The organism is Paenibacillus intestini (genome assembly GCF_030803945.1).
GTDB lineage: Bacteria > Bacillota > Bacilli > Paenibacillales > Paenibacillaceae > Paenibacillus > Paenibacillus polysaccharolyticus.
Genome location: NZ_JAURUN010000013.1, coordinates 52,949 through 74,902, shown reverse-complemented (window position 1 = coordinate 74,902; position 21,954 = coordinate 52,949). Strand labels below are relative to the sequence as shown.

Sequence of the window (21,954 nt, the reverse complement as noted above, 5' to 3'; positions counted from 1 at the left end):
TATACAGTTTATAATACAGCTGTTCTGACCGCCGATCTACCTTTAGATCGCAGATCAGGGTGTTTATTTTTAGATGAGGAGAATGCTTATGGTCAGGAAATTACTGCAAAGTGTACGCGAATATAAAAAGGATACGTGGCTGACGCCCTTGTTTTTGCTAGGTGAAGTGGCCATGGAAGTCATTATTCCGCTGTTTATGGCTGAATTGATCGACCAGGGGATCACGGGGGGCCAGATGAATCAGGTGACCAAGTATGGCTTGATTCTGGTGTTGTTTGCCCTGGTGTCTCTGGTCTTTGGAGCGCTGGCGGGTAAGCATTCTGCGATTGCGATGTCGGGGTTCGGAAAAAACTTGCGTTATGACCTGTTCCGTCATATGCAGCAGCTGTCGTACTCCAATATGGATAAATTCTCGACCTCAGGGATCGTCACCAGGCTGACTACGGATATTACGCATGTGCAAAATGCATTTCTGATGATTATCCGGATTGCCTTCCGCAGCCCGGTCATGATGATTTTTGCAACGATTATGACGTATCGTATCAGCCCGTCCATCGCTACATGGTTCGTGATTGTTATACCCGTGCTGGCAATTGGCATGATGATTATCATGAAGTATTCTTTTCCGATATTTGAGCGTGCCTTTGACAGTTACGATGATCTCAATAAAGTTGTGCAGGAAAACGTACGCGGTATCCGGGTTGTGAAATCCTATGTGCGAGAAGAGCGTGAGGTATCCAAGTTTCAGGTCGTATCCCAGCGAATATTTGCACAGATGGCTAAGGCAGAACGCATTCTGTCGTATGAACTTCCATTGATGCAAATTGTGATGTATGCCGTGATGCTGATGATCTCATGGATTGGAGCCAAACTGGTTGTGGGCGGAAACATGACTACCGGGGAGCTTACGAGTGTATTCGCGTATTCCATGCAAATTCTAATGAGTTTGATGACGCTGGGTATTGTTGTCATCATGGTTGCCATTGCTCGGGCTTCGGCGGGAAGGATTAATGACCTGTTAAGTGAACAGCCGGACATTACCAGTCCGGAGTCACCCGTTACAGAGCTACACAACGGGGAGATCGAATTCCGCAATGTGTCCTTCCGTTACTCAGGCAAAGCCGAGAATTATGCCCTGTCTGGCATCAATCTGCAAGTTTCTTCGGGACAGACGATTGGTATTATTGGAGCTGCGGGCAGTGCAAAATCTACCTTGGTACAGTTGATTCCACGTCTATATGATGCCAGTGAGGGTGAAGTGCTTGTCAGTGGTGTCAATGTGAAGGAGTACGATCTAAGTTTGCTTCGCAGCCAGGTCGCGATGGTATTGCAAAAAAACGTCCTGTTTGAAGGCACGATTAAGGAGAATCTGCGTTGGGGCAATGAACATGCTACCGATGAAGAGTTGATCGAAGCGTGCAAAGCAGCGCAGGCACATGAGTTTATTTCCACGTTTCCGGATGGATATGACACTCATTTGGCACAAGGCGGTACGAACGTTTCGGGAGGTCAGAAGCAGAGACTGTGTATTGCCAGAGCTTTGCTCAAAAAACCGAAGATTCTGATTCTGGATGACTCTACCAGCGCGGTAGATACACGGACCGACGCGTTAATTCGCAACATTTTCAAAGAAAGCATACCGGATACAACTAAAATTATCATTGCCCAGCGTATTGCATCTGTGGAAGATGCCGATCAGATTGTCGTGCTGGATGAAGGCAAGATGGTAGATATCGGAACCCATGAGGAACTGCTGGGTCGAAATACAATTTATCAAGAGGCTTATTATACACAGACGAAAGGCGGTGAAGCACTGGATGGATAACATTCAATATGGCCGGACGATAAAACGTCTGCTAACCTACTTTAAGTATTACAAATTCAGAACGACACTAGCGCTGATCCTGGTGCTGGTGAGTTCTGCCGTCTCTGTTGCTTCAGCGGCCTTTCTGCGATTGCTGATCGACGACTTTATTACGCCGCTACTTGGAAATCAAAATCCAGTATTTGATGCCTTGTTACAGGCTTTAATCATTCTGGCTGTGATCTATGCTGCTGGAGTCATCAGTACATTTGTCTCGAAACGGCTGATGATTACCGTCTCACAGCAGATTATGAAGAGGATTCGTGACCGCTTATTCGATCACATGCAGAAGTTGCCGATTAAATATTTTGACCGTAAAGCCCACGGGGATATTATGAGTCATTACACGAACGATGTGGATACGCTGAACATGATGCTGACGGATGGATTGCCCCAGCTGTTGTCCACTGCCGTGACAGTGGTGGTCGTTCTCGGTACGATGTTGTTTCTTGATGTGCCTTTAACGATCGTGGTTGTGCTAGGTGCACTCGCGATGCTTTGGGTTACCAAAACCGTCGGTACCAAGGCAACCGAGCATTTTTTTCAGCAACAGGAGTCTATCGGGGTTGTGGATGGATATATCGAGGAGATCATTCATGGGCAAAAGGTAGTGCAAGTGTTTGGTCGCGAGCAAAAAGCGATGGAACAATTCGCACATCTGAATGAAAAATTGTTTGACGACTCGGCGACAGCTAACAAATATTCGAATATTCTCATGCCAATCAATGAGAATCTGTCGACATTAATCTACGTGCTTGTGGCTATTGCGGGCGGAGCTATGTCCATATCGGGCTGGAACGCCGGTCTGAGTCTGGGGATTATTGCAGCTTTTTTGAGTTTATCCCGTAATTTCACAATGCCGATTGCCGAAATCTCCTCGCAGGTCAGCATGTTTGTCGTAGCTGTTGCAGGGGCTCAGCGGATATTTAACATGATGGATGAACAGCTTGAAGCAGATGAAGGCCGTGTGACCTTGGAAAAAAACAAGGATCAGGCCGGATGGGTCTGGAAACTGGAGGACGGAACAAGCGTTGTTCTGAAAGGCAAAGTGGAGTTTAAGGATGTCAGTTTTACGTATGGCGGAAAGAAACAAGTGCTCCAGAATATTACGTTATATGCCAAGCCTGGACAGAAGCTTGCGTTCGTGGGTGCAACGGGTGCAGGCAAGACTACTGTAGCCAACCTGCTCAATCGTTTCTACGATATAACTGAAGGTGAGATCATCTATGATGGCATCAACATTCAGCGTATTCGCAAAGCAGATTTGCGGCGTTCCTTGGGAATTGTACTGCAGGATACCCATCTGTTCTCGGGTACGGTCGCTGAGAATATTCGCTACGGAAGGCTGGAGGCCAGTGACGATGAGGTCATTCAGGCGGCGAAGCTGTCGTATGCGGCGAGTTTTATTGAACGTCTGCCTGACGGGTATGAGACCCGGCTGGATGGTAACGGCAATGGACTGTCACAGGGACAGAGCCAGTTGCTAGCGATTGCCAGAGCAGCGATTGCGAGTCCGCCGGTCATGATTCTGGATGAAGCCACTTCATCTATCGATACACGTACCGAAGCGCTGGTTCAGAAGGGGATGGATAATCTGATGCAGGGCAGAACGGTATTTGTCATTGCACACCGTTTGTCTACCGTGCGGAATTCCGATGCAATTATGGTGCTGGAGCATGGTAAGATCAAGGAACGTGGCGACCATGAACAGCTGTTAGCGGCGAAAGGTACGTATTATCAATTGTATACTGGAGCTTTTGAGTGGGATTAATGGGACTGATCCAGAGAGTGCTCGTAAAACAGTAAAACAGTAAAACAGTAAAACAGTAAACAGCTAAATGGTAAGATAGAAAAATAGCGAAATATAAGATAGACAAGACCAAAAGAGCCGTGCATATTGCATGGCTCTTTTTTGTCGGACAGATACTTGCTGAAGGAAGAAGCAGATATGCGTTTAGGACGGATACTCTGAAGTTTGCTCAAGAACGATGTGGTTTACAGCAACTACATCAAACTACAGGTTTAGTCTGCTTTTTAAAATACTGCTCAATGATCAATTCAAGCACACGTTCCGGTACGGCACGCTGTAGCTGGGCCAGATCACCAAATTCCATGCGATACGGCTGCTCGGTGCTGCTCGGAATCCAGTAGGGAAGTGGTTTACCGGTGGAGTCCAAGCCGTTGGGATCACCTGTCGCAATGAAGTTCGAGAGATAGTTACACATCTGGCGTGCCAGATCATAATGTTTACCCGTGAAAGGACGCCAGCATTTGGCGAGTGTTTCAAAAAAGAACCACAGATCGACCGAATGGAACGTGCCTGGTTGATCCCAGCCCGGAATGTCTGCGTCGAAATTATAATAATAGAGCGGTGTTTCCGACGGATGACCGCTATTAGAACGGATTACAAGCTGAATCGCATGTTCAATCATGCGCACAGAAGCCAGCTGTAAGGCATGATCCAGATCGCCAGTATCGGCTTCACATCGCTCTAAAAAGGAAGGAGCATCCTCGTCAAATAGCTCTGTAGCCATCTGTTTCAGTTCCTCCACACTGTTTACCGCAGGCCGGGTCCAGAACTCGGTGGACGTATGCCCAAGCATGACGGGAACAAGTTCACGCTTATGTTGCATGAAACGAGTGAACGGATCACCTATACAGAACTGATCATCAATGACCGTTCCCCAGAAGCTTCGATATTCCAGAATTTTATCCCGTAGTGTGACGGCATCCAGCTGTCTGGCTTCATCCAGAGAAGATACACCAAGGAAACGAAAAAATTCAACGCCTTTCTGCTCGGCATCTCGCAGCGTACTGCGAACAGCGGGTACAGGAACGTTTGGATATAACTCTGTTGCAATACCGCTCATGATGACAGCTCGCTGAAATAGGCCTTTATTTTGCGGAGAGGTCATCTGACTAAGAACACTGCCACCGCCAGCAGACTGTCCCCCAATTGTAATTTGATCCGGGTCACCGCCGAACGCGGCAATATTACGCTTCACCCAGGCTGTTCCTGCCTGCTGATCCAGATGTCCAAAATTCGCCGGTGCGTGAGGTGACTCCGCACTGATTTCTGGATGGCACAGAAAACCAAATGCATTCAAGCGGTAATTGATGGTCACGACCACAATGCCTCTGCGCGCAATACGTTCACCGTCAAATTCCATCTCGGCCGTGTGACCGACTTGGAGCCCCCCACCAAAGTACCAGACAAAGACCGGTAGTTTCTCATCGGTTCGTTTGGCAGGTGTCCACACATTTAGATACAGACAGTCCTCATTCATCGGCAGATCAGGATCAACCGCCCATTCTCGTGTATAGATGTTATTATCATCAATGACGGTTGGTGCCTGCATGGAGGTCGGTGCAAAATCAAAGGCTTGCAGTACACCATCCCAATCGGAAGCAGGCTGTGGCGCACGCCAGCGATTCCGGCCTACAGGGGGCGCGGCGAACGGAATACCTTTAAAGCTTGTAATACGTGGATCTGCGGCAGGCAGTCCCTGAACTTGACCATTTTCGACCGTAACAGTTCTAAGCACACAACATTCTCCTCTCTGAATTGAACATCGTTCATGTATGTCGATCCAAGATGTTTGGTTGCGCTTACAAATCTGCTGGGCAATATGCCCTCTGTTTCTATCATAAGCAACTTGAAGCGTTGTTTCCAGCATCGAAATTAAACCAATAACCCCTCATAATGATATATAATGACTGGGATCACGAAAGGAGTTGCTGACGTGGACACATTATGGCGAGACGGGAGCAGGGCGAGCCAGTTTTTTTTTATCAGCGGCGGACACAAACCTGTAAACCTTCATCAGTGGGGACCAGGTGTACGTGACGTCTATGCGCTACACTACATCATTCGAGGGCAGGGTACATTGGAAACCGGAGGCCAGCATTATCGGCTGGGTGCCGGAGAGAGCTTTATCATTTTTCCGCAAAAAGAAATCTATTACTACCCCGACCCGGCGGACCCGTGGGAGTACGTATGGATTGAGTTCAACGGACGAGACGCAGGGCGGATCGTAGATTTGACACAACTATCGGTTAAGCACCCTGTACTGCCAGCCGCACCGGAAACGATGGAGATGTGGTTTCATTTGGCCTGGAATGCAGGTGCATCACCAAGTGAAGTATTAAGAGCGGATGCACGTTTGCAGCTGTTACTGTCCTATTACATTGAATTTTTTCCGAGCGAGAAGCAGACAGAAACCAGAGATGAGGTATGGATGGCGAAAACTTATATCGAGCAAAACTACTGGCAATCATCCTTGACGGTAGCAGAGATTGTACAGGCCGTAAATCTGGAGCGAAGTTACCTGTTCCGCAAGTTCAAGGAAGCTACAGGTGAATCGGTGTCAACGTACATAACGGCATGTCGTATCCGGCGTGCCTGCGAGCTCCTTGAGTCATCTCAATTGTCCATTCAATCCATAGCATATTCGGTAGGATATAATGATCCGCTTTATTTTTCTAGGGTATTCAAAAAGGCAACATCATACACGCCATCTGCATATATGATGTTGCACCAGAAAAAAATAACTAGTAAGACATTTACAAGTAACGTTTAGCGAAAAAGTGCACAGTTCCCGGACTCACGAAAGTAACGAATGAGCTTCTCAATCGGCTCCCGCCCGCAATTCAGCTTCACCCCAAGACAGTCGATGCAGACAAATTGCCGGGCTGTTAATGAGACTAATTTCAGATAGATGCCGACATCGTCGGAAGTGAGCGGAACCTGACAGTTGGTGCACAGCCGGCTTTGTGCCATTTATTTCACCAGTTTGGCTCGCACGACGAGACAATCATGGGCCGCTACGACGGGAGCATAACGCTCGCGGAATACACCGAGTTCCTTGTGCTCCCAGCAGTCATAGAGAGACAGGGAGTAGCCTGATGCGTAAGGCAGTCCCATATCCCAAAATTGCAGGGATAGTTCGCGCTGGCTGTCGCTCAGATTGAAGAAACCAATCGCTAGATCACCGTCCGTAAGCACCTTCACCAGCATGAATACATCATCGGTATGGAACCATTGCGGCTCAGGTTTGATGCGGTAAGCCCCGCGTGCCTCTGCGTCCTGATTAATGGCAAGCAGATCGGGGTTCAGCAAAATGTCTTTGGTAACCTGATTGGCTTTGCGCACATCACACCCAATCATAAGCGGTGAACCCATCATCGACCAGAGGGAGAAATGGGTTTTGTACTCAATATCGTTGCAGCCACCAATGCTACCGATAAAGTCATTGTTACTCCCGCCGTACATACCAACGATGAGCATATCCATATCATTGTGGCAGAAGGAGCCCGTATAGCTTTGTTTTCCGAGCTGTGAAAGAGCAAGCTCTTTGACCGAATCCCAGTTATCACGGATATCCCCGGTGGAACGGTACATATGGGCCCCTGATTCACGAATCCATTCGTAGACATTGTCCTCTCCCCAGTTGCAGGCGGAGAAAAGAATATCGCGGCCGCAGTTTTTGAGCGCAAGACTCATGCGTTTGTATAACAATTCGCCAGAGATATGGCGCGGCTTGAAGCAGTAGTCATATTTTAAATAATCCACGCCCCACTCGGCGAATAATGCCGCATCCTGAAATTCATGCTCGAAGCTGCCTGGATACCCGGCACAAGTATGTGTTCCGACACAGGAGTACATGCCAAACTTCAAACCTTTGTCGTGAATATAATCTGCAAGCGCCTTCATTCCACTCGGGAATTTGGCAGGGTCTACGACCAGATTGCCGTCCGCATCCCGCTCCTTCAGGCTCCAGCAATCGTCAATGACAATGTACTCGTACCCGGCGTCACGATATCCTTCCGTTACAAACACATCGGCAACATCCCGAATCAATTGCTCATTGATGTCCCACGTAAACGTATTCCATGAATTCCAGCCCAGCGCAGGGGCAAATCCCATCATTGCATTGGTGTTAATACTCATGAACTGACTCGCTTCCTTCCTTGTCCTGATTCCTAAATTTTTTAAAAAAAACCTAATGCCATCTTCTCCATGTTACAAATAGGGGGATTAATTATCATGTATAACTATCATGAACTTAACGGATTAAGGGGCATTTCAACCATAGCCTGACGTTGCTTGGACATGGACAAATGTTGTTTAGGTTAATAAATGGTATATGGAAGGAGATAATGTATGTTGAGGGGAGCTAGTGTCCCACTGTTAATTCTGATCTGGATGTGTACATTAAGAGTAAAAATAAAGATACCGTGAAATACGATATCTCGAAAGGCGACAAATATTGAATTACCATCACTATGTAATATAACCCGTATAATTCTCAGAAAATTGCAGATGGTCAGGGATAAATTTTCAATTCCTTATGTAGATCATACATCATCTTTGTAAGAGGTTTATTTTTAAATTGGTCCTCAGTAATTTCGGGTCCGAAAATAATTTTTTTGATTTCTGAATCAGATAAATTGATTTTGCCCAATACTTTTTGAATTTCCTCGTTTTGTGTGTTGTTGTACATCTGTTTTTTTTCGATTAGTTCAAGTACCTCAGTGCTATGAATCTGATACGCTTCACGAATTCTCATTCCTGCAATATTATGTTCGGTACCACTTTCTGTTTTTACAATAATTTTCATATCATCTGAAGTGGTTCCATCATAAGTGAACGTTATATCATTGATCCAGTTGATTGAACTATCAAAAGGAGAGGAGAATTCTAATTTCTGTGCCCCCTTTATTCTGTTGCAATTTCCACACACTGGTATTAGATTATACAGGCAAATTGAAAACAAAGGAAATTTAGCTTTACTAAAGAAATGATCTAATTGTGCTCCTGCAACATTGTCTGCCCTGCAATTGATATAATCTCTATTGCAATAGGGGCATACATTAAGACCGGAACTTCGAACTAATCTAACACGGACAGAAACCTTGTTAACCTCCGAATTTGCAATAATTGAGTAGGAGTCATGTAGTTTTTTATATAATTTCTTCATAGGAGGATTATTTTTATCTGATTTTATAAAGGATTCTTTATTCATTATTTCAAGGCTATTTTCATTGATAAAGGAGTATGCTTCCTTTAACTTTTGCAAAGGTGCAAGAAGTAGGGTCTTAAATTCATCACTGCTCTCATCAAAGAAGTTAGTGGGTAGATATTTTTTACAACTTTTCAAAATTAGTTTTTGACAAGGGGTGGGGATTTTGTCAATAACAGCTTTCCAATATTCACTTTCAAACTTTTCTGAATAATTTTGAATTTGAATCATTCTGTCTCTTTCCTTTCTTTAATTAATTTAAACTGTTTAATCTTGAGATTTAGTTCATCTCTCTGTTTAACTAAAAGATCCAACTCAGCATCCTCACCTAACTTTTGGCTAAGAGTGAGCATCAGTTTTTCTCTGTATACTAGTTCACCAATTTTATTAATCAATTGGCTCATTTTTTCATATAATTGTTCAGATTCAAAAGGAGTGTCAAAGTATTGTTTTAGAAATGTGCTGATTTTGGGCTTAATGTTATTGTTTTCATCAGGACTCAGTAATTCACTGACATCTACAATGAATTTACGACTAAATTCACCTATGGTGTAATTCATAAAAAAATTATGTGTAAGGAGTTTGTGTATATTTTGGCCAAATGTTTGGTCAAACTCGGTATCTTCTTTTGAAAGATAAGAAATGTCCTCACTAAGAACATCAGAGATAATGAATGGTGAGTTTGTCGTAATAACGATTTGGAACTTAGATTCGGTTTTTGAAGCATGTATGAGATCAATAAGAATCTTAATGTAGTTTCGCTGCCATTCGGGGTGATAATAAAGCTCTCCTTCATCGACAAATAGAAGTGCAGTTTCTCCTTTTTGTAATGCTTGATCATCACTAAAAAGTTGGGTCCCAGCTAAATTCTCAAAAGTTTTTGAATACTTTCCATGCCCCTCTAGAAACCAGTAGAGCTTAGATAGAAAAGAAAATTTAGCATGCTGTCCAGATGAAAAATGTCCAAGCTTGGCATCAGGTAAAGTAAGAAACTGACTTATAGAGTTAAGATTTTCATCTAGATTTTCAACTAATATTTGTGTTTCAGGAGGTTCAGATAAGGTACTTAGCACAAAAAAATTCTTATCTTCTGGGAAATCAAAATATTTCAAAAGTTCCTCTTGTACCAAATAGTCTAAAAAAGCAAGTTGATAACATAGATCCTTGTTGAATGTTTCAGATGGCCTGTCTCGTGTATCTTTATTAATTATAGCGTTTTTTATAACATTTCTTTTTTCAATGAAACTTGAATTTTCAGAATAATCAACGTGCCTTGAATCAATAAGAGATTTGGCATAATCCTCTTCATTGTCTTCTTTTTCTCTTTTTATCAGTTCTTCAATATCAAATAGACTATCTTGATTAACACTGAGCATACTTGAGAAATATACAACTTTGCTTAATTCATTTCTACTTTTATATGCTTTGTGATTAAAGGAATGGGCACCTGAAGTCATGGTACTGTTTATATTTGTCAAATAATATGGTTGATCTCCTAAATGGAATACAATAAAAAATTCGATGTTATTCTCCATTATTTTATAAGGCTCATATTCAAGTTCATTTACGACTCCGTTATTACATGAAATACGCTTCTCTTTTATGATATGGATAAGACGGAAAAAAGTATCTCGTAAAAAATCTACCGTACTGGTTTTGCCCATACCATTCTTGCCAACTATACATGAAAGTGAGTAGACTTTATTTCCATAAAAGTTTGGGATCTCATCGGAGTTTAATGAAATTTTGAGTTCTTTAGTGTTAACGTCATAAGTGAATTTATGGTCAAAATCAATTAGCTGAGATTTAATACCTCTATAACGATTAAGATAAAGAAGTGAAAACTTAAGAGGCCTGTGAATGTACTCTGATTCTTTTGAATAATCTTCATTTATGAATTCCAAAACTTTTTGTTCTGATTCTATTGAGCGGTAGTTATCTAACATCCAATCTTGATAGGAGTATTCGAAAATTACCTCTGTACTAGGATTATCTATGTAGGTAATAGATACCTGTTTATTGTCAGAATGAAGATGCATATTAATAATTGCTTTTTCATCTATGATAAACTGTCTATCGAAAGCACAAGAATTTGTCCAATAGCCATAAATACTTTTTTTATGATTATCTATTATTAATCCAAGCTTGTCCGACGTTAGATTTTCATCGAGATGAAGATAATTTCTAATTAAATGTTCTTGGACTCCGTATTTTTGATAAAGACCAGAGTTCATTAAATCTGCTATAAGTAAACTGTCCAAAAAACTGAATTTATATTTTTGCTTTTCTGAAACAGGTAATGCAGAGTAATTAATGATGGTGAATACTTGGTTTCTGTATACACCTTTATTAACGATTTTATATAACTCGTACTTTTGAAGTAAAAGATCAATAATTTCTACAGGAAGATATTCTATATTCTCCCGAATACTTTCAATCCCACTGAAGGCGAAACCGAAATCACTTGGTGTTCCAGCATTAGTAATATGTCTATAAATTGCTTTAACTGTAGCATCTTTTTCTTTTTGTCCAATTGAACTGTTGTCTTTAGGATAAAATTTACAGAGAAATTTGATTGCTCTTTGATTATCCGTGAAAGTCCCAAAGTAATTTTGGTAGAATTTAACCAAGCCTGAGTAGAGCAAACTTTCTATTAGAAGGTCATCCAACACATCGACTACTTTTATACGTTTTTGCTCGATCGTATTATAAAACCCATAAGCCACATGTCTGTGGCGAAGTAAATTCTTATATTCATCATAGGTCTTAAGTTCATTGTGGCTTGATACCATGGAATCTAACAATTGTATAGCAAAAAACATAATATCATTCTCATAATCGTCAGTTACATATGGCCTGGAATGTACTACTTCTATAGCTTGTTCTTCCAATTCAAAGACATTATCTAAAGAAGATAACAACTCCTTTATATTCATAGAGTAAATCTTTAACAATTTTTTTTTTCCTGCGGGTATGTATTGTTGAAAATTCATTATTGCTTTTTTGATTTTTCTTAATTGTTGTTCCTCCATAATTGAAGATTCCTTTCTTTAATAAATTTAATTGCTTACTATATATTATTTAGGGTCATTAAAAGAGTGAAGTTAAAATATGGTAAAAATCGGTTACAAAGATTATCCTTCTGGCGAAGCTTTTTTTTATCGTTTATACTTGTAAAGCCAATTTACTTGAGGAGTTGTCTAACGAATCATGAATAAAAAAGAAGTCGCGCACATTCGCAAACAATTCAAGCTGGATCATGACCTGCTGAACATTTACGACATCCTGAATGTCTATATTACGAAAGAAACCAATGAAGTCTATCACTGGGAACGTCATCCGTTTGAACTGGTGGATCGGGAGAAGCAAGAGTTATACATGGGTAATTTCAAAAAATTGCTGACAGGTGAACTGGATCAGAAACTGTTCGAACTGAAGTTCCAAGAAGAAGCGGAGGAGCCGGCACAGGTGATGCTTCACCAGGCACTCGTCACAGGTGACCCGGATGAGTGGCAGGATCTGATGCTGTTGCTTGTCGATCGTATGATGGCTGATGCCAAGTTTGAACGGGATATGGTGGTTACGTTTATTAAAGGGCAGTATTATCTGCCAACGAAGGCGAGAAATGAGGCAACAGAGGAAAGCGAGAAAAATGAGGTCTTTGCTCATCCCTTCATCCTGTGTAGTGTGAATTCCACGGAGAAACAGCGGAAGACGCTGCTCTTCGATTATGTAGAGCGGGAATTCAAGTACAACATCATCGTTGATCCGATCATCAAATTAAGCACGCCGGAACAGGGTTTCCTATATCCAAGCGTTACGGACAACTATTCCGACGTAAATCGTGTGCTGTACTGCACGGGCAAATCCAATTTCCCGGACCCTCATTTTGTTGAAAATGTGCTGAATGGGGAACGTTCGGTGACGGCCTTGGAGGAGCGCGCAATATTCGAGGATATCGTCAAAGAAATCACGGGTGAGCAGATGGATGCCACAACCCTGGCTCATGTATATGAAGAGATCAACCGGGTTATTGAAGTGAACGAGGAATCCCATGAGGAAGAGCCACCGAAGTTGGATTACAAAGACGTAGAACGTCTGCTTACAGCCAGCGGCGTAGAAGAACTGACCACCGAGAAAGTGGAACGTGCATTCGAAACAATCGTCGACAATAAAAACTATGAACTGAAGGCGAACAGCGTGATGCCGAAGTACACTTCCAAATCAATCAAGATTGATACCAAGGTGGCGACCATCTCGATCAGTCCGCAGGATCTCAAATATGTGAGACAAGTCAACTATCAGGGAAGACGCTGTATTATGATTGAAGTGGATGAAGATGCGGTGATTGAGGGATTCACGCTGGCTACGGAGAATCTCTAAATAAACTTCAGCTTAAACATTCAAAAAGCCCAAGCTTGCGGTCATTCCGCCAGGCTTGGGCTTTGTTGTCTTGGTCTGTTTGTCTCTGTCTTTGTGTCTGTCTCAGCTAAGATTGACGTAACAACAGCTGAATATCGGCTGCTGGGCGGGAGCCAAGCTCCTCGTGAAGCGATTCCTCGAGTAACTGGTATTGCCACTGGGCTTCAGTCCGCCGCCCCAGCGAAAGATAGATCACGATTTTTTCACGGTGAATATCCTCCCGAATCGAATCGATCTGCAGAATTCGATCCAAATAATGCAGTGTACGCAGGGGTTGCTTTTGCTGGATATGATATTGAGCAGCCGTTTCCATCATTGTGATGAAGTCCCTCTCGAGCTGCCTTGACCATGCGAGTGCCCATTCATAATGCCGCCCTTTCAAAAGTTCACCCCGGTACAAGGTATCTATTCTTTCGAACATCTCAGGTGAATAGGTTGAAGTTTGACGGATCTGGCGAAATAACGCTTCAAACTCATACAGATCACAATCGATGGAATCCCGGTCAATCCGAATCCCGTTTCGATCCTTCTGGATAAGGGGAACATCGCTGTTATCTCCAACCGCACGCCGGACGTAGTAAAGTGTTGAGTTGATATTAGTCCAGGCTTTCTGCGGACTGAGATCCTTCCATAACGTATCAGCCAGTACATCACGGCTAGTCGATTTCGCACATAAAAGAAATGCGAGTAACTCCTCTGTTTTCGGCGTTCGTAGCTTCACAGGGATGTCCACATTCGCTCCATCAAGCACGGTAAATTCGCCTAACATCCGCACAGTCAGACGTGGGGATGGGGATACCGGCTCCGATGAGATAGCTGTGTCCCGGAGAAGTTGCTGCAAGCGCTGAATCGTACGACTTACACGCTCGGCTGTCACAGGTTTGATGATATAGTCGATGACTTCTTTTTCAAAAGCCTGTACGGCATATTCCTCATATCCTGTCACCAGCACGATCGGCAGGGAGGGGTGATGCTTGCGCAATTCGCCGATCAGTTGCATCCCGGAGATTCGTGGCATGGTAATATCCAGGAAAGCAGCATCAAAACTGTGATTTGCTGCATATTCGCAAGCTTTCTCGGGATCATGGAATACTTCGCATACCTCAATGGCTCCACTTTCAGTCAAAATCCGTTTTAGTCGTTTGAGCGATAGATCCTCATCGTCTACGATGATTACTTTTATCATGTAATGTACCCCCCGTTACCCTTCATACTCTGGTGTTGAATGGGAAGATCGAGCGTAATACGGGTTCCTTCACCATCATGACTTTCCATCCGAAAATCCCTGTTATACAGCAGTTTGAGTCTGCTGGATATATTCCATAAACCGACACCTGTGCTACCATCGGCGACCTGGCGGAGCTCTTTCATTTTCTGTTTCGTCATACCTATGCCGTTGTCTTCAATGGTAAATCTGGTTTCCGTTTCGCTGAGATTGCGAATAGATAGCATCACACGGCCGCCGCCAACACGGGACATTAGACCGTGCCGAATAGCATTTTCGATCAAGGGCTGCAGAATCAGCGGCGGAATCTGCATAGTTCGATCCACATCAGCATCTACATCAATAATGACTTCGAGTCTTGATCCGAAGCGTGCCTGTTCAATGGCTACATAGGCCTCGATCATACCCAGTTCGTTCTCCAGACTGGTCTTGGAATCCAGATGTTTGAAGTGAACACTGCCTCGCAAATAACTGGATAATTGTAAAATCAATCGTTCTGCCTCATCTGGCGCATCCACACATAATTCGGCAATGGCATTCAAGGCGTTATACAGAAAATGCGGGTTAATCTGGGACCGCAAAAAGGAAATTTCGGCATTGCGTGCAGCCTGAACAGATGTTTTCATCCGGGTTAGACCCCCGATCCGTGCAAGCAATTCCTCCGACTCAAAAGGCTTGGATACAAAATCGTTGGCACCTTTCTCCAGCGCAAGCTTTAATTGATGAGCTTTATTGCCTGCGGTTAGCATGAGCACAGGGAGTTCGGAAGGGGAGAAGCGCTCCCGAATCCGATCAAGCAATTCATAACCTGATATGCCTGGCATCATGATATCGGCAATCACCAGATGCACGGCAGGAAGTTTGTCCAGCAGCATCATTACCGATTGGGAACGGGATGTAACGGCATAACTGTACCCTTCCAGCTTCAGCATACTCACGATCGTTTGCAGATTGGCTGCATCATCGTCAACCACGAGAATCCACTCATTCCGTACCCCTTGCATAATGACAGGTTCTTCATATCTCAGTGCTCGATTTCCCGAAACCGTAGGCGCCATGCTGAAAGGCGTCACGTTGGCACGTTTCTCTTTTTTACCTTCAGCCAGTGGGAACGTCAAAATAAATGTGGCGCCTTGACCCAGCGTTGATTCGGCGTGAATGGTTCCTCCGTGCATCTCAACAAGTTTGCGCGTGATGCTTAGACCCAAACCTGTGCCTCCGGCAACCATTGGCCCCGCGTCTGCTTCCTGTTCGAAAGGCAGGAAGATATGCTCCAACTTGTGGGGGCTGATGCCGCGTCCCGTATCGGTAATGCGCAGTGCTGCTTTTCCCTGAACGAGTGTAGCACTTATCCGGACAGAACCCTGTTCCGTGAATTTGATGGCATTACCGATCAGGTTGTGCAGAATCTGAACAAGACGATTCCCGTCTGCATAAATTGCCGGGAAATAGGCTGGGATGTAGTTGATCAGTTCCACCTTTTTGGTACCAAGCAGGAAGGAGTGCATGCGCAACACCGATTCGACATAGGAGGACAGGTCTGTGGCTGAACGGTGCAGTGAGATGTCCCCATGCTTCATTTTGGAATAGTCCAGCAGCTCATCCACTAGGTACGTCAAACGTCTGCCACTGCCCGTCACAATCGCCAGATTATGTGCTTGTTCATCGGTGAGCGGGCCTTCCGAACCCTTGAGCAGACTTTCACTAATATTAACGATGGCATTGAGCGGTGTTTTGAGCTCATGTGACGTGTTGGATAGAAAATCATCCTTAACCTGATCGAGTAGGAGAAGCTGATCCTTCAGAGAGCGAACCGTAAGATAGGCCTCGAAGAGCCGCAGGACGGCTAGAAATAACATCAGGATGCTGAACAGTACGATACATACCTGTCCGATATTAACGTTTTCCTTTAGTGAGATCGAGAACAGGTTGATGTCCAGACAGTACAGCGTGATACAGAGCATGGCTGCGTACCATAGAAAGCTTGATAACCGTTCTCCCTTCTCGCTAAGCACAAACCGCAAAGCACATTGCACCAAAAGCCATAGCAGAATCAACGTGTACAGTCCGATAACATAAGGTGCGGTAAGCACGTAGACGGAGATAGGAAAGAGTACGAGCAAACTGATATATGCGCCAAAAATAAACAGCGTTACAGAAGTGAGAACCCCTGAGAACATGCCCGTTCTGAAACGGTAGAAATAAAAGATCAACAAGCCGAGACAGGCAACGGAGCAAAAATCCTTTAATTTATATAACGTACTAAATGAAAGATCTGTGCTTGCTGCTGCCAATACTCGTTCACTGATCATGCCATTGTAGAGGGCATACAACAGGCATACCAGGCCGAGCAGTAACAGAGAGTCATCCCGGTTTCGATATAGCGCAGATCCCAAATAACTGATGAGAAAAATGATGGATATGGTAGCCAATACAGCCATAGTTGCCAGTTCAATGGCTGTGCGGTTCTGATGGCTTTTTAGCATGGCAGCCTGTTCTCCAAAAAAAAGCGGACCCGAGATGCCTGCATTCGGATAGTCATAGTTGGCGACCCGAACCAGTATTTCAATATCACCGCCATGATACGGGAAAAATGCGATTTGTGGTGAATTGCCTGCCTGGTATCCTGCATTTTTTTCCACGGCTTGTCCGTCTTCCATCAGTTTGGTGCCATTGACGTAAATTTCACTGGCAAAGCGAATGTTGCTTTTCTTGATGGCAAGAGTGCCTTCAACGGGTGTATTTCTTAGGACAAGCCGGTATGTAGCAAAACCGTAGGACGGTAATCGTTCATCTCCTACCCAAACGAGTCCCCAAGTACCAGGAACCTCGGCATAAGCATCAGGGGATGCTAGTGTTCCTTGTTGTTTTTGATCCGCGATATGAGCTGGAGCTGGAAGTAGCTTCTTCCAATAAAATTCCCATTCACCGTCCAGCCTGATGCGATTCTCAAGTTTCGGATTCCAGGTCGATAGATCCAGAATGCCTTGACGGGCATGGAGCGCGGCAGCTTGCGGTTCTCTTGCCGTGGATAGAACCAGCAACGTAACAGCAAGTATCACGGTGAGAACAACACCTGAAATTCGTAATAACACGTTCTGCTACTCCTTTGGGAGATTACCAATCATCTCTAGTATTCTATCGGCATTGTAGCGGATATCCCCAAGGGGTGCAATTCAATATCGACAAAATTCTTTGTTTATTTTTTGTTTATTGTGATTTTGTATAATTCGAATGTGTGATATGTCGAAAGGATCTAGTGAAAGTATCCAAAGACCTATCTTTGCGCAACTCTGGACTTATGGGTCTGAGAGTATGGAGAGGGAAATCACAACATGGTGTTGACGGAACTTAATGATTGGGTGTACTTACAGCAGCCGGGGTTGTAAAGTGCAGTTACTTATGAAGCAGTGTTAATAAGATGGCTTTGTTCAGTGGCCATCTATGCAAATCTTTAAGTCTTTTTGATTTACAAATCAAACTTAGAAAGGAAGTAGAACATGAGCAAGAATCTGAATGCCAAAAAAGCTGTATCTATGATACTCACCTTTTTATTAGTCCTGAGCGGTATCCCCGGATTTCATAATTGGGGAGGAGACCATGCTTACGCAGCCACCGAGACTTGGGCTTCTTTAGGAGTTCCAGGTATTAGTACTGGAGAAGCTGAATACAATTCCGTAGCCTTAGACCCACAAAATACTCCTTATGTTGCTTTTGCAGATAAAGGGAACTCTGGTAAGGCGACGGTCATGAAATTTGTGAACGGCCAGTGGCAAACTGTAGGAAGTCCTGAAATCTCGTCAGGAAAAGCCTATGAATTGTTCCTTGGCATTGATAAGCAAGGTACACCATATCTTGTTTACACGGATGAAGCTAACGAAGGTAGGCTAGGCGTAAAGAGGTTCACTGCTGGTCAATGGGAGTATGTGGGGGGGAGCAATATTTCACCAGGATCAGCGATTGGTATGATTGCCTTTGACTCCGCAGATAATCCATATGTTCTCTATAGAGACTATCCAAACCAGAACAGAGCTAAAGTTGTGAAGTTCACGAATAATGTATGGTCTACCGTGGGAACGTGGGTGACTTCAGGCGACGCCAATGAGATGGCTCTCGCCCTGGATTCAAAGGATACCCCTTATGTAGCCTACAGTGACGGGACAGACAACTATAGGTTGTCTGTTAAGAAGTTCGACGGATCAGCGTGGAGTTACGTGGGAGCTACCAAGCTTACAACTGGTCAATCATCGAACCATGCGATCGCAATCGCACCCAGCGACGTTCCTTATGTTGCTTTTACAAATCAAGACAATTCTTATAAAACTACTGTACTAAAATTCACAGGTACCCAGTGGGAGAACGTTGGAAACATTGGTGGCATTTCTGTTGGCTCGTCCAGAGAAAATACACTGGCTTTCGATTCTATAGGAACTCCATATGTTTCTTATAGTGACAATGGAACCATGTTCGGACAGCGGCCTTTTGGAGTTGTCAAAAAGCTCAGCGGGAATCAGTGGCAACCTGTTGGAGGAAGTAACTTCACTGGACCGAACACCCTTAATCAAGTGCAGTATGTATCGTTTGCCTTGGGATCCGATAACATTCCATATGTCGCTTATCAGGATCAATCCGCTAGTAAGAAAACAACCGTGAAGTCTCTTACTACCCAGTATAACGTCAGCTACAATGGCAATGGTCATGAGTCAGGTAGTGTGCCTGTAGACATGCAGGGCTATTCTACGCTGTCGCCCCTTGTCACAGTAGCTGAAAACACCGGAAATATGGAGAAAGAAGGCTACATCTTCTCACACTGGAATACTGCAGCAGACGGAACAGGCACGGACTACAGTCCGAATGACACCTTCAACATTAACGGCGCTGACGTTACACTCTATGCGCAATGGGTAAATGGGAATTCGGATGTTACCTTCGTCACGAACGGAGGCACCCCAATCTTGTCGCAGTCAGTCGGCCATAATCTTATGGCAACAGAGCCATCGCCACCGAGTAAAGCTGGATACAAGTTTTTAGGCTGGTATACAGATATCGAGCTGACACAAGCTTATGATTTTCAGTCACCTGTGACTAGTAATCTGACTCTATATGCCAAGTGGCAGTCCGAGAATGCTACACTGTCCAGCCTGAATGTAGGTCAAGGCACTCTGGAGCCAGGTTTCTCGTCAACAGAGTTGGATTACCAAGTGGAAGTAGCTCCCGAAGTAACGAGTCTGGACTTCTCCTTCTCCAAGGCAGAGACCAGCCAGACAATCAGTGTCACTGGAGCAACCGAGCAATCCGTTACTGATGATGTGTATTCCTATACGGCTTCTAACCTGATGACAGGCTTGAACCCTGTACAGATCAAAGTGACGGCCGAGGATGGCAACAGCAATACCTATAACCTGAGCGTGAAACGTCTCGGTGAACCTAGTAACAACACCCAACTGGGTGGTCTTACACTGAATAGCGGTACATTATCTCCAGCCTTCTCGCCAGAAGAGCGAAATTACCAAGTGGAAGTAGCTCCCGAAGTAACGAGTCTGGACTTCTCCTTCTCCAAGACAGAGACCAGCCAGACAATCAGTGTCACTGGAGCAACCGAGCAATCCGTTACCGATGATGTGTATTCCTATACGGCTTCTAACCTGATGACAGGATTGAATCCTGTACAGATTACGGTGACAGCAGAGGACGGCAACAGCAACACTTACAATCTGATCGTAAAACGTCTCAGCGAGCCTAGTAACAATGCCGACCTGGGTGGTCTGACATTGACTAGTGGTATATTATCTCCGGTCTTCAGCCCGGATGTGGAGCATTATACAGCAAGCGTGAGCAATTCAACCCGCTCCTTGGTGGTTAGTGTCACCTCTGTTCAGGAGGGTGCGAGCGTTAAGATCAATGGTACGAGTGGAAAAAGTGCAGATATTTCGCTCGCTAACGGACGAAATACAGTAACGATCGAGGTGACTGCTCCGAACGGCAGCACCAAGAAGACTTATACATTAATCATTACTCGCAGTAATGAAGATAACGGTACTGGCAATACTGGAACTGGTGGAGCAAGTAACGGAGGTGGAGGCGTTACCTCACCAGTGACCAATAATAATACCAGCAGTAACGTAAAGGTACTGGTGAACGGCCAGGCACAATCTGCGGGAACCTTAATGACTTCGACAGTGAATGGGCAACAGGTCGTGACGATTTCTGTGAATGCGGAAGCGATCGCCCAAAAGCTGAATACCGAAGCCGCTGGCAGCGTAATCACGATTCCAGTTACGGGCAGTAGTAGTGCGAATACAGGTGTAATTATCGGTGAGCTGAATGGACAGACGGTGAAGCTTATGGAAGATAAGCAAGCGGTGTTGGTACTCCAGACAGATACAGCAAGCTACACTTTGCCAGCAAGTCAGATTCGGATTGGCAGCGTGGCTGAACAGCTTAAGTTGAATAGTAACGACTCCCTTGAGAGCATCAAGCTTCAAGTAGAGATTGCCCAAGTAGATCCAACTACGGTACAAGCAGCGAATTCCGTTTCACAGCAAGCTGGATATACGCTGGTCGGAATACCTGTGGAATTCAACGTAATTGCCAGCTATAACGGTAAGACTACACCTGTAAATGAATTCAGTAGCTACGTAGAGCGTACGATTGCTCTTCCGGCAAACATTGCTCCAGACCAAATGACAACAGGTGTCGTCATTGATAAAGATGGCAGCGTTCGTCATGTACCAACGAAGATTACAATAATAAACGGAGCATATTATGCGAAGATTAACAGCTTGACCAACAGTGCATATAGCATTGTGTACTCTCCTAAATCCTTCACGGATGTGGCTAACCACTGGAGTAATATAGCAGTGAACGATATGAGCTCACGTATGATCGTGAGCGGCGTATCAAACAGCAATTTCGAACCAGATCGTAGCATTACACGAGCCGAATTTGCAGCCATCGTCGTACGTGCACTGGGTCTGAAGCCGGGTGAAGGAAGCACTGGCTTCCGAGATGTGAATGATAAAGACTGGTTTGCAGATGTCGTGAAGACTGCTTCTAAATATGGTTTGATCGGCGGCTATGAAGACGGCACATTCCGTCCACAAGAGGAGATTACCCGTCAGGAAGCGATGACTCTGATCGCAAGAGCCATGAAAGTGACAGGATTGGAAGGTCGGGTGCCTGCTGATGCTGCGAAACAGTTGTCCAGCTTCACAGATGCAGAACAAGTAGCCAGCTGGGCAAAGGAAGCAGCCGCAGCCAGTGTCCATACGGGACTAGTAACGGGTCGCGGTTCGAACACGATTGCACCATTGCAGTCGATAACAAGAGCCGAGACAGCGACCATCCTGAGAAGACTATTGCAACAGTCTGACCTGATCTAAAGATTCGTTTGCATATTTGAGTTGTGAAATGGAGTCAGT

12 protein-coding genes are annotated in these 21,954 nt (G+C 44.5%); 5 read left to right on the top strand and 7 right to left on the bottom strand.

Features of this window, described 5'->3' with window-relative positions; all coding sequences use genetic code 11:
* The first annotated feature begins 88 nt into the window (after positions 1–88).
* Together J2T16_RS25145 and J2T16_RS25140 are read left to right on the top strand one after the other, a co-directional pair.
* Entirely contained in the window at positions 89–1,825 is a 1,737-nt protein-coding gene (locus tag J2T16_RS25145; RefSeq protein WP_499019463.1) for an ABC transporter ATP-binding protein, read from the top strand.
* A complete protein-coding gene (locus J2T16_RS25140) occupies positions 1,818–3,635 on the top strand; it encodes an ABC transporter ATP-binding protein (RefSeq protein WP_499019462.1) in 1,818 nt (605 codons plus the stop codon). The genes J2T16_RS25145 and J2T16_RS25140 overlap by 8 nt, the downstream gene beginning before the upstream one ends.
* Positions 3,636–3,873: 238 nt before the next feature.
* Here the strand turns inward: J2T16_RS25140 and J2T16_RS25135 are convergent, their stop codons facing one another.
* Positions 3,874–5,409, bottom strand: a complete 1,536-nt coding sequence (locus J2T16_RS25135) for a carboxylesterase/lipase family protein (protein WP_499019460.1) — start codon at positions 5,407–5,409, stop codon at positions 3,874–3,876.
* A 198-nt stretch (positions 5,410–5,607) separates the two neighbouring features.
* On the opposite strand from J2T16_RS25135, the gene J2T16_RS25130 reads away from it, so the two are divergent.
* Positions 5,608–6,444 (top strand): helix-turn-helix domain-containing protein, encoded by an 837-nt coding sequence (locus J2T16_RS25130; protein WP_312027606.1) that lies wholly within the window; start codon positions 5,608–5,610, stop codon positions 6,442–6,444.
* Here the strand turns inward: J2T16_RS25130 and J2T16_RS25125 are convergent.
* From J2T16_RS25125 to J2T16_RS25110, 4 genes are all read right to left on the bottom strand, one after another.
* A complete protein-coding gene (locus tag J2T16_RS25125; RefSeq protein ID WP_090923182.1) occupies positions 6,441–6,644 on the bottom strand; it encodes a hypothetical protein in 204 nt (67 codons plus the stop codon). The two genes, J2T16_RS25130 and J2T16_RS25125, sit on opposite strands and share 4 nt — an antisense overlap.
* Positions 6,645–7,814 (bottom strand): glycoside hydrolase family 27 protein, encoded by a 1,170-nt coding sequence (locus tag J2T16_RS25120; protein WP_221788444.1) that lies wholly within the window; start codon positions 7,812–7,814, stop codon positions 6,645–6,647. It lies immediately after the preceding gene.
* Positions 7,815–8,190: 376 nt separating this feature from the next.
* Positions 8,191–9,117, bottom strand: a complete 927-nt coding sequence (locus J2T16_RS25115; RefSeq protein ID WP_221788445.1) for a hypothetical protein — start codon at positions 9,115–9,117, stop codon at positions 8,191–8,193.
* Positions 9,114–11,918 carry an AAA family ATPase gene (locus J2T16_RS25110; RefSeq protein WP_499019459.1) on the bottom strand — a complete coding sequence of 935 codons (2,805 nt, stop codon included), beginning with the start codon at positions 11,916–11,918 and terminating at the stop codon, positions 9,114–9,116. Before J2T16_RS25110 ends, J2T16_RS25115 begins: the two co-directional genes overlap by 4 nt.
* A gap of 178 nt (positions 11,919–12,096) precedes the next feature.
* On the opposite strand from J2T16_RS25110, the gene J2T16_RS25105 reads away from it, so the two are divergent.
* Entirely contained in the window at positions 12,097–13,269 is a 1,173-nt protein-coding gene (locus J2T16_RS25105; RefSeq protein ID WP_221788447.1) for a DUF4317 domain-containing protein, read from the top strand.
* A 106-nt stretch (positions 13,270–13,375) separates the two neighbouring features.
* Here J2T16_RS25105 and J2T16_RS25100 read toward each other — a convergent pair whose 3' ends face one another.
* Both J2T16_RS25100 and J2T16_RS25095 read right to left on the bottom strand, forming a co-directional pair.
* Positions 13,376–14,494: a response regulator gene (locus tag J2T16_RS25100; RefSeq protein ID WP_154891665.1), complete on the bottom strand. Its 1,119-nt coding sequence runs from the start codon at positions 14,492–14,494 to the stop codon at positions 13,376–13,378.
* Complete coding sequence (locus J2T16_RS25095; RefSeq protein WP_499019458.1) at positions 14,491–17,628, bottom strand: ATP-binding protein; 3,138 nt, start codon at positions 17,626–17,628, stop codon at positions 14,491–14,493. The genes J2T16_RS25100 and J2T16_RS25095 overlap by 4 nt, the downstream gene beginning before the upstream one ends.
* 405 nt (positions 17,629–18,033) lie before the next feature.
* On the opposite strand from J2T16_RS25095, the gene J2T16_RS25090 reads away from it, so the two are divergent.
* Complete coding sequence (locus tag J2T16_RS25090; RefSeq protein WP_221788449.1) at positions 18,034–21,915, top strand: S-layer homology domain-containing protein; 3,882 nt, start codon at positions 18,034–18,036, stop codon at positions 21,913–21,915.
* Positions 21,916–21,954: the final 39 nt, after the last annotated feature.

Bases quoted from the DNA above. Each gene is read 5' to 3' on its own strand.
- J2T16_RS25115 (WP_221788445.1), bottom strand. From the start codon at position 9,117: ATGATTCAAATTCAAAATTATTCAGAAAAGTTTGAAAGTGAATATTGG.
- J2T16_RS25110 (WP_499019459.1), bottom strand. From the start codon at position 11,918: ATGGAGGAACAACAATTAAGAAAAATCAAAAAAGCAATAATGAATTTT.
- J2T16_RS25140 (WP_499019462.1), top strand. From the start codon at position 1,818: ATGGATAACATTCAATATGGCCGGACGATAAAACGTCTGCTAACCTAC.
- J2T16_RS25125 (WP_090923182.1), bottom strand. From the start codon at position 6,644: ATGGCACAAAGCCGGCTGTGCACCAACTGTCAGGTTCCGCTCACTTCC.
- J2T16_RS25145 (WP_499019463.1), top strand. From the start codon at position 89: ATGGTCAGGAAATTACTGCAAAGTGTACGCGAATATAAAAAGGATACG.
- J2T16_RS25100 (WP_154891665.1), bottom strand. From the start codon at position 14,494: ATGATAAAAGTAATCATCGTAGACGATGAGGATCTATCGCTCAAACGA.
- J2T16_RS25120 (WP_221788444.1), bottom strand. From the start codon at position 7,814: ATGAGTATTAACACCAATGCAATGATGGGATTTGCCCCTGCGCTGGGC.
- J2T16_RS25105 (WP_221788447.1), top strand. From the start codon at position 12,097: ATGAATAAAAAAGAAGTCGCGCACATTCGCAAACAATTCAAGCTGGAT.
- J2T16_RS25090 (WP_221788449.1), top strand. From the start codon at position 18,034: ATGAGCAAGAATCTGAATGCCAAAAAAGCTGTATCTATGATACTCACC.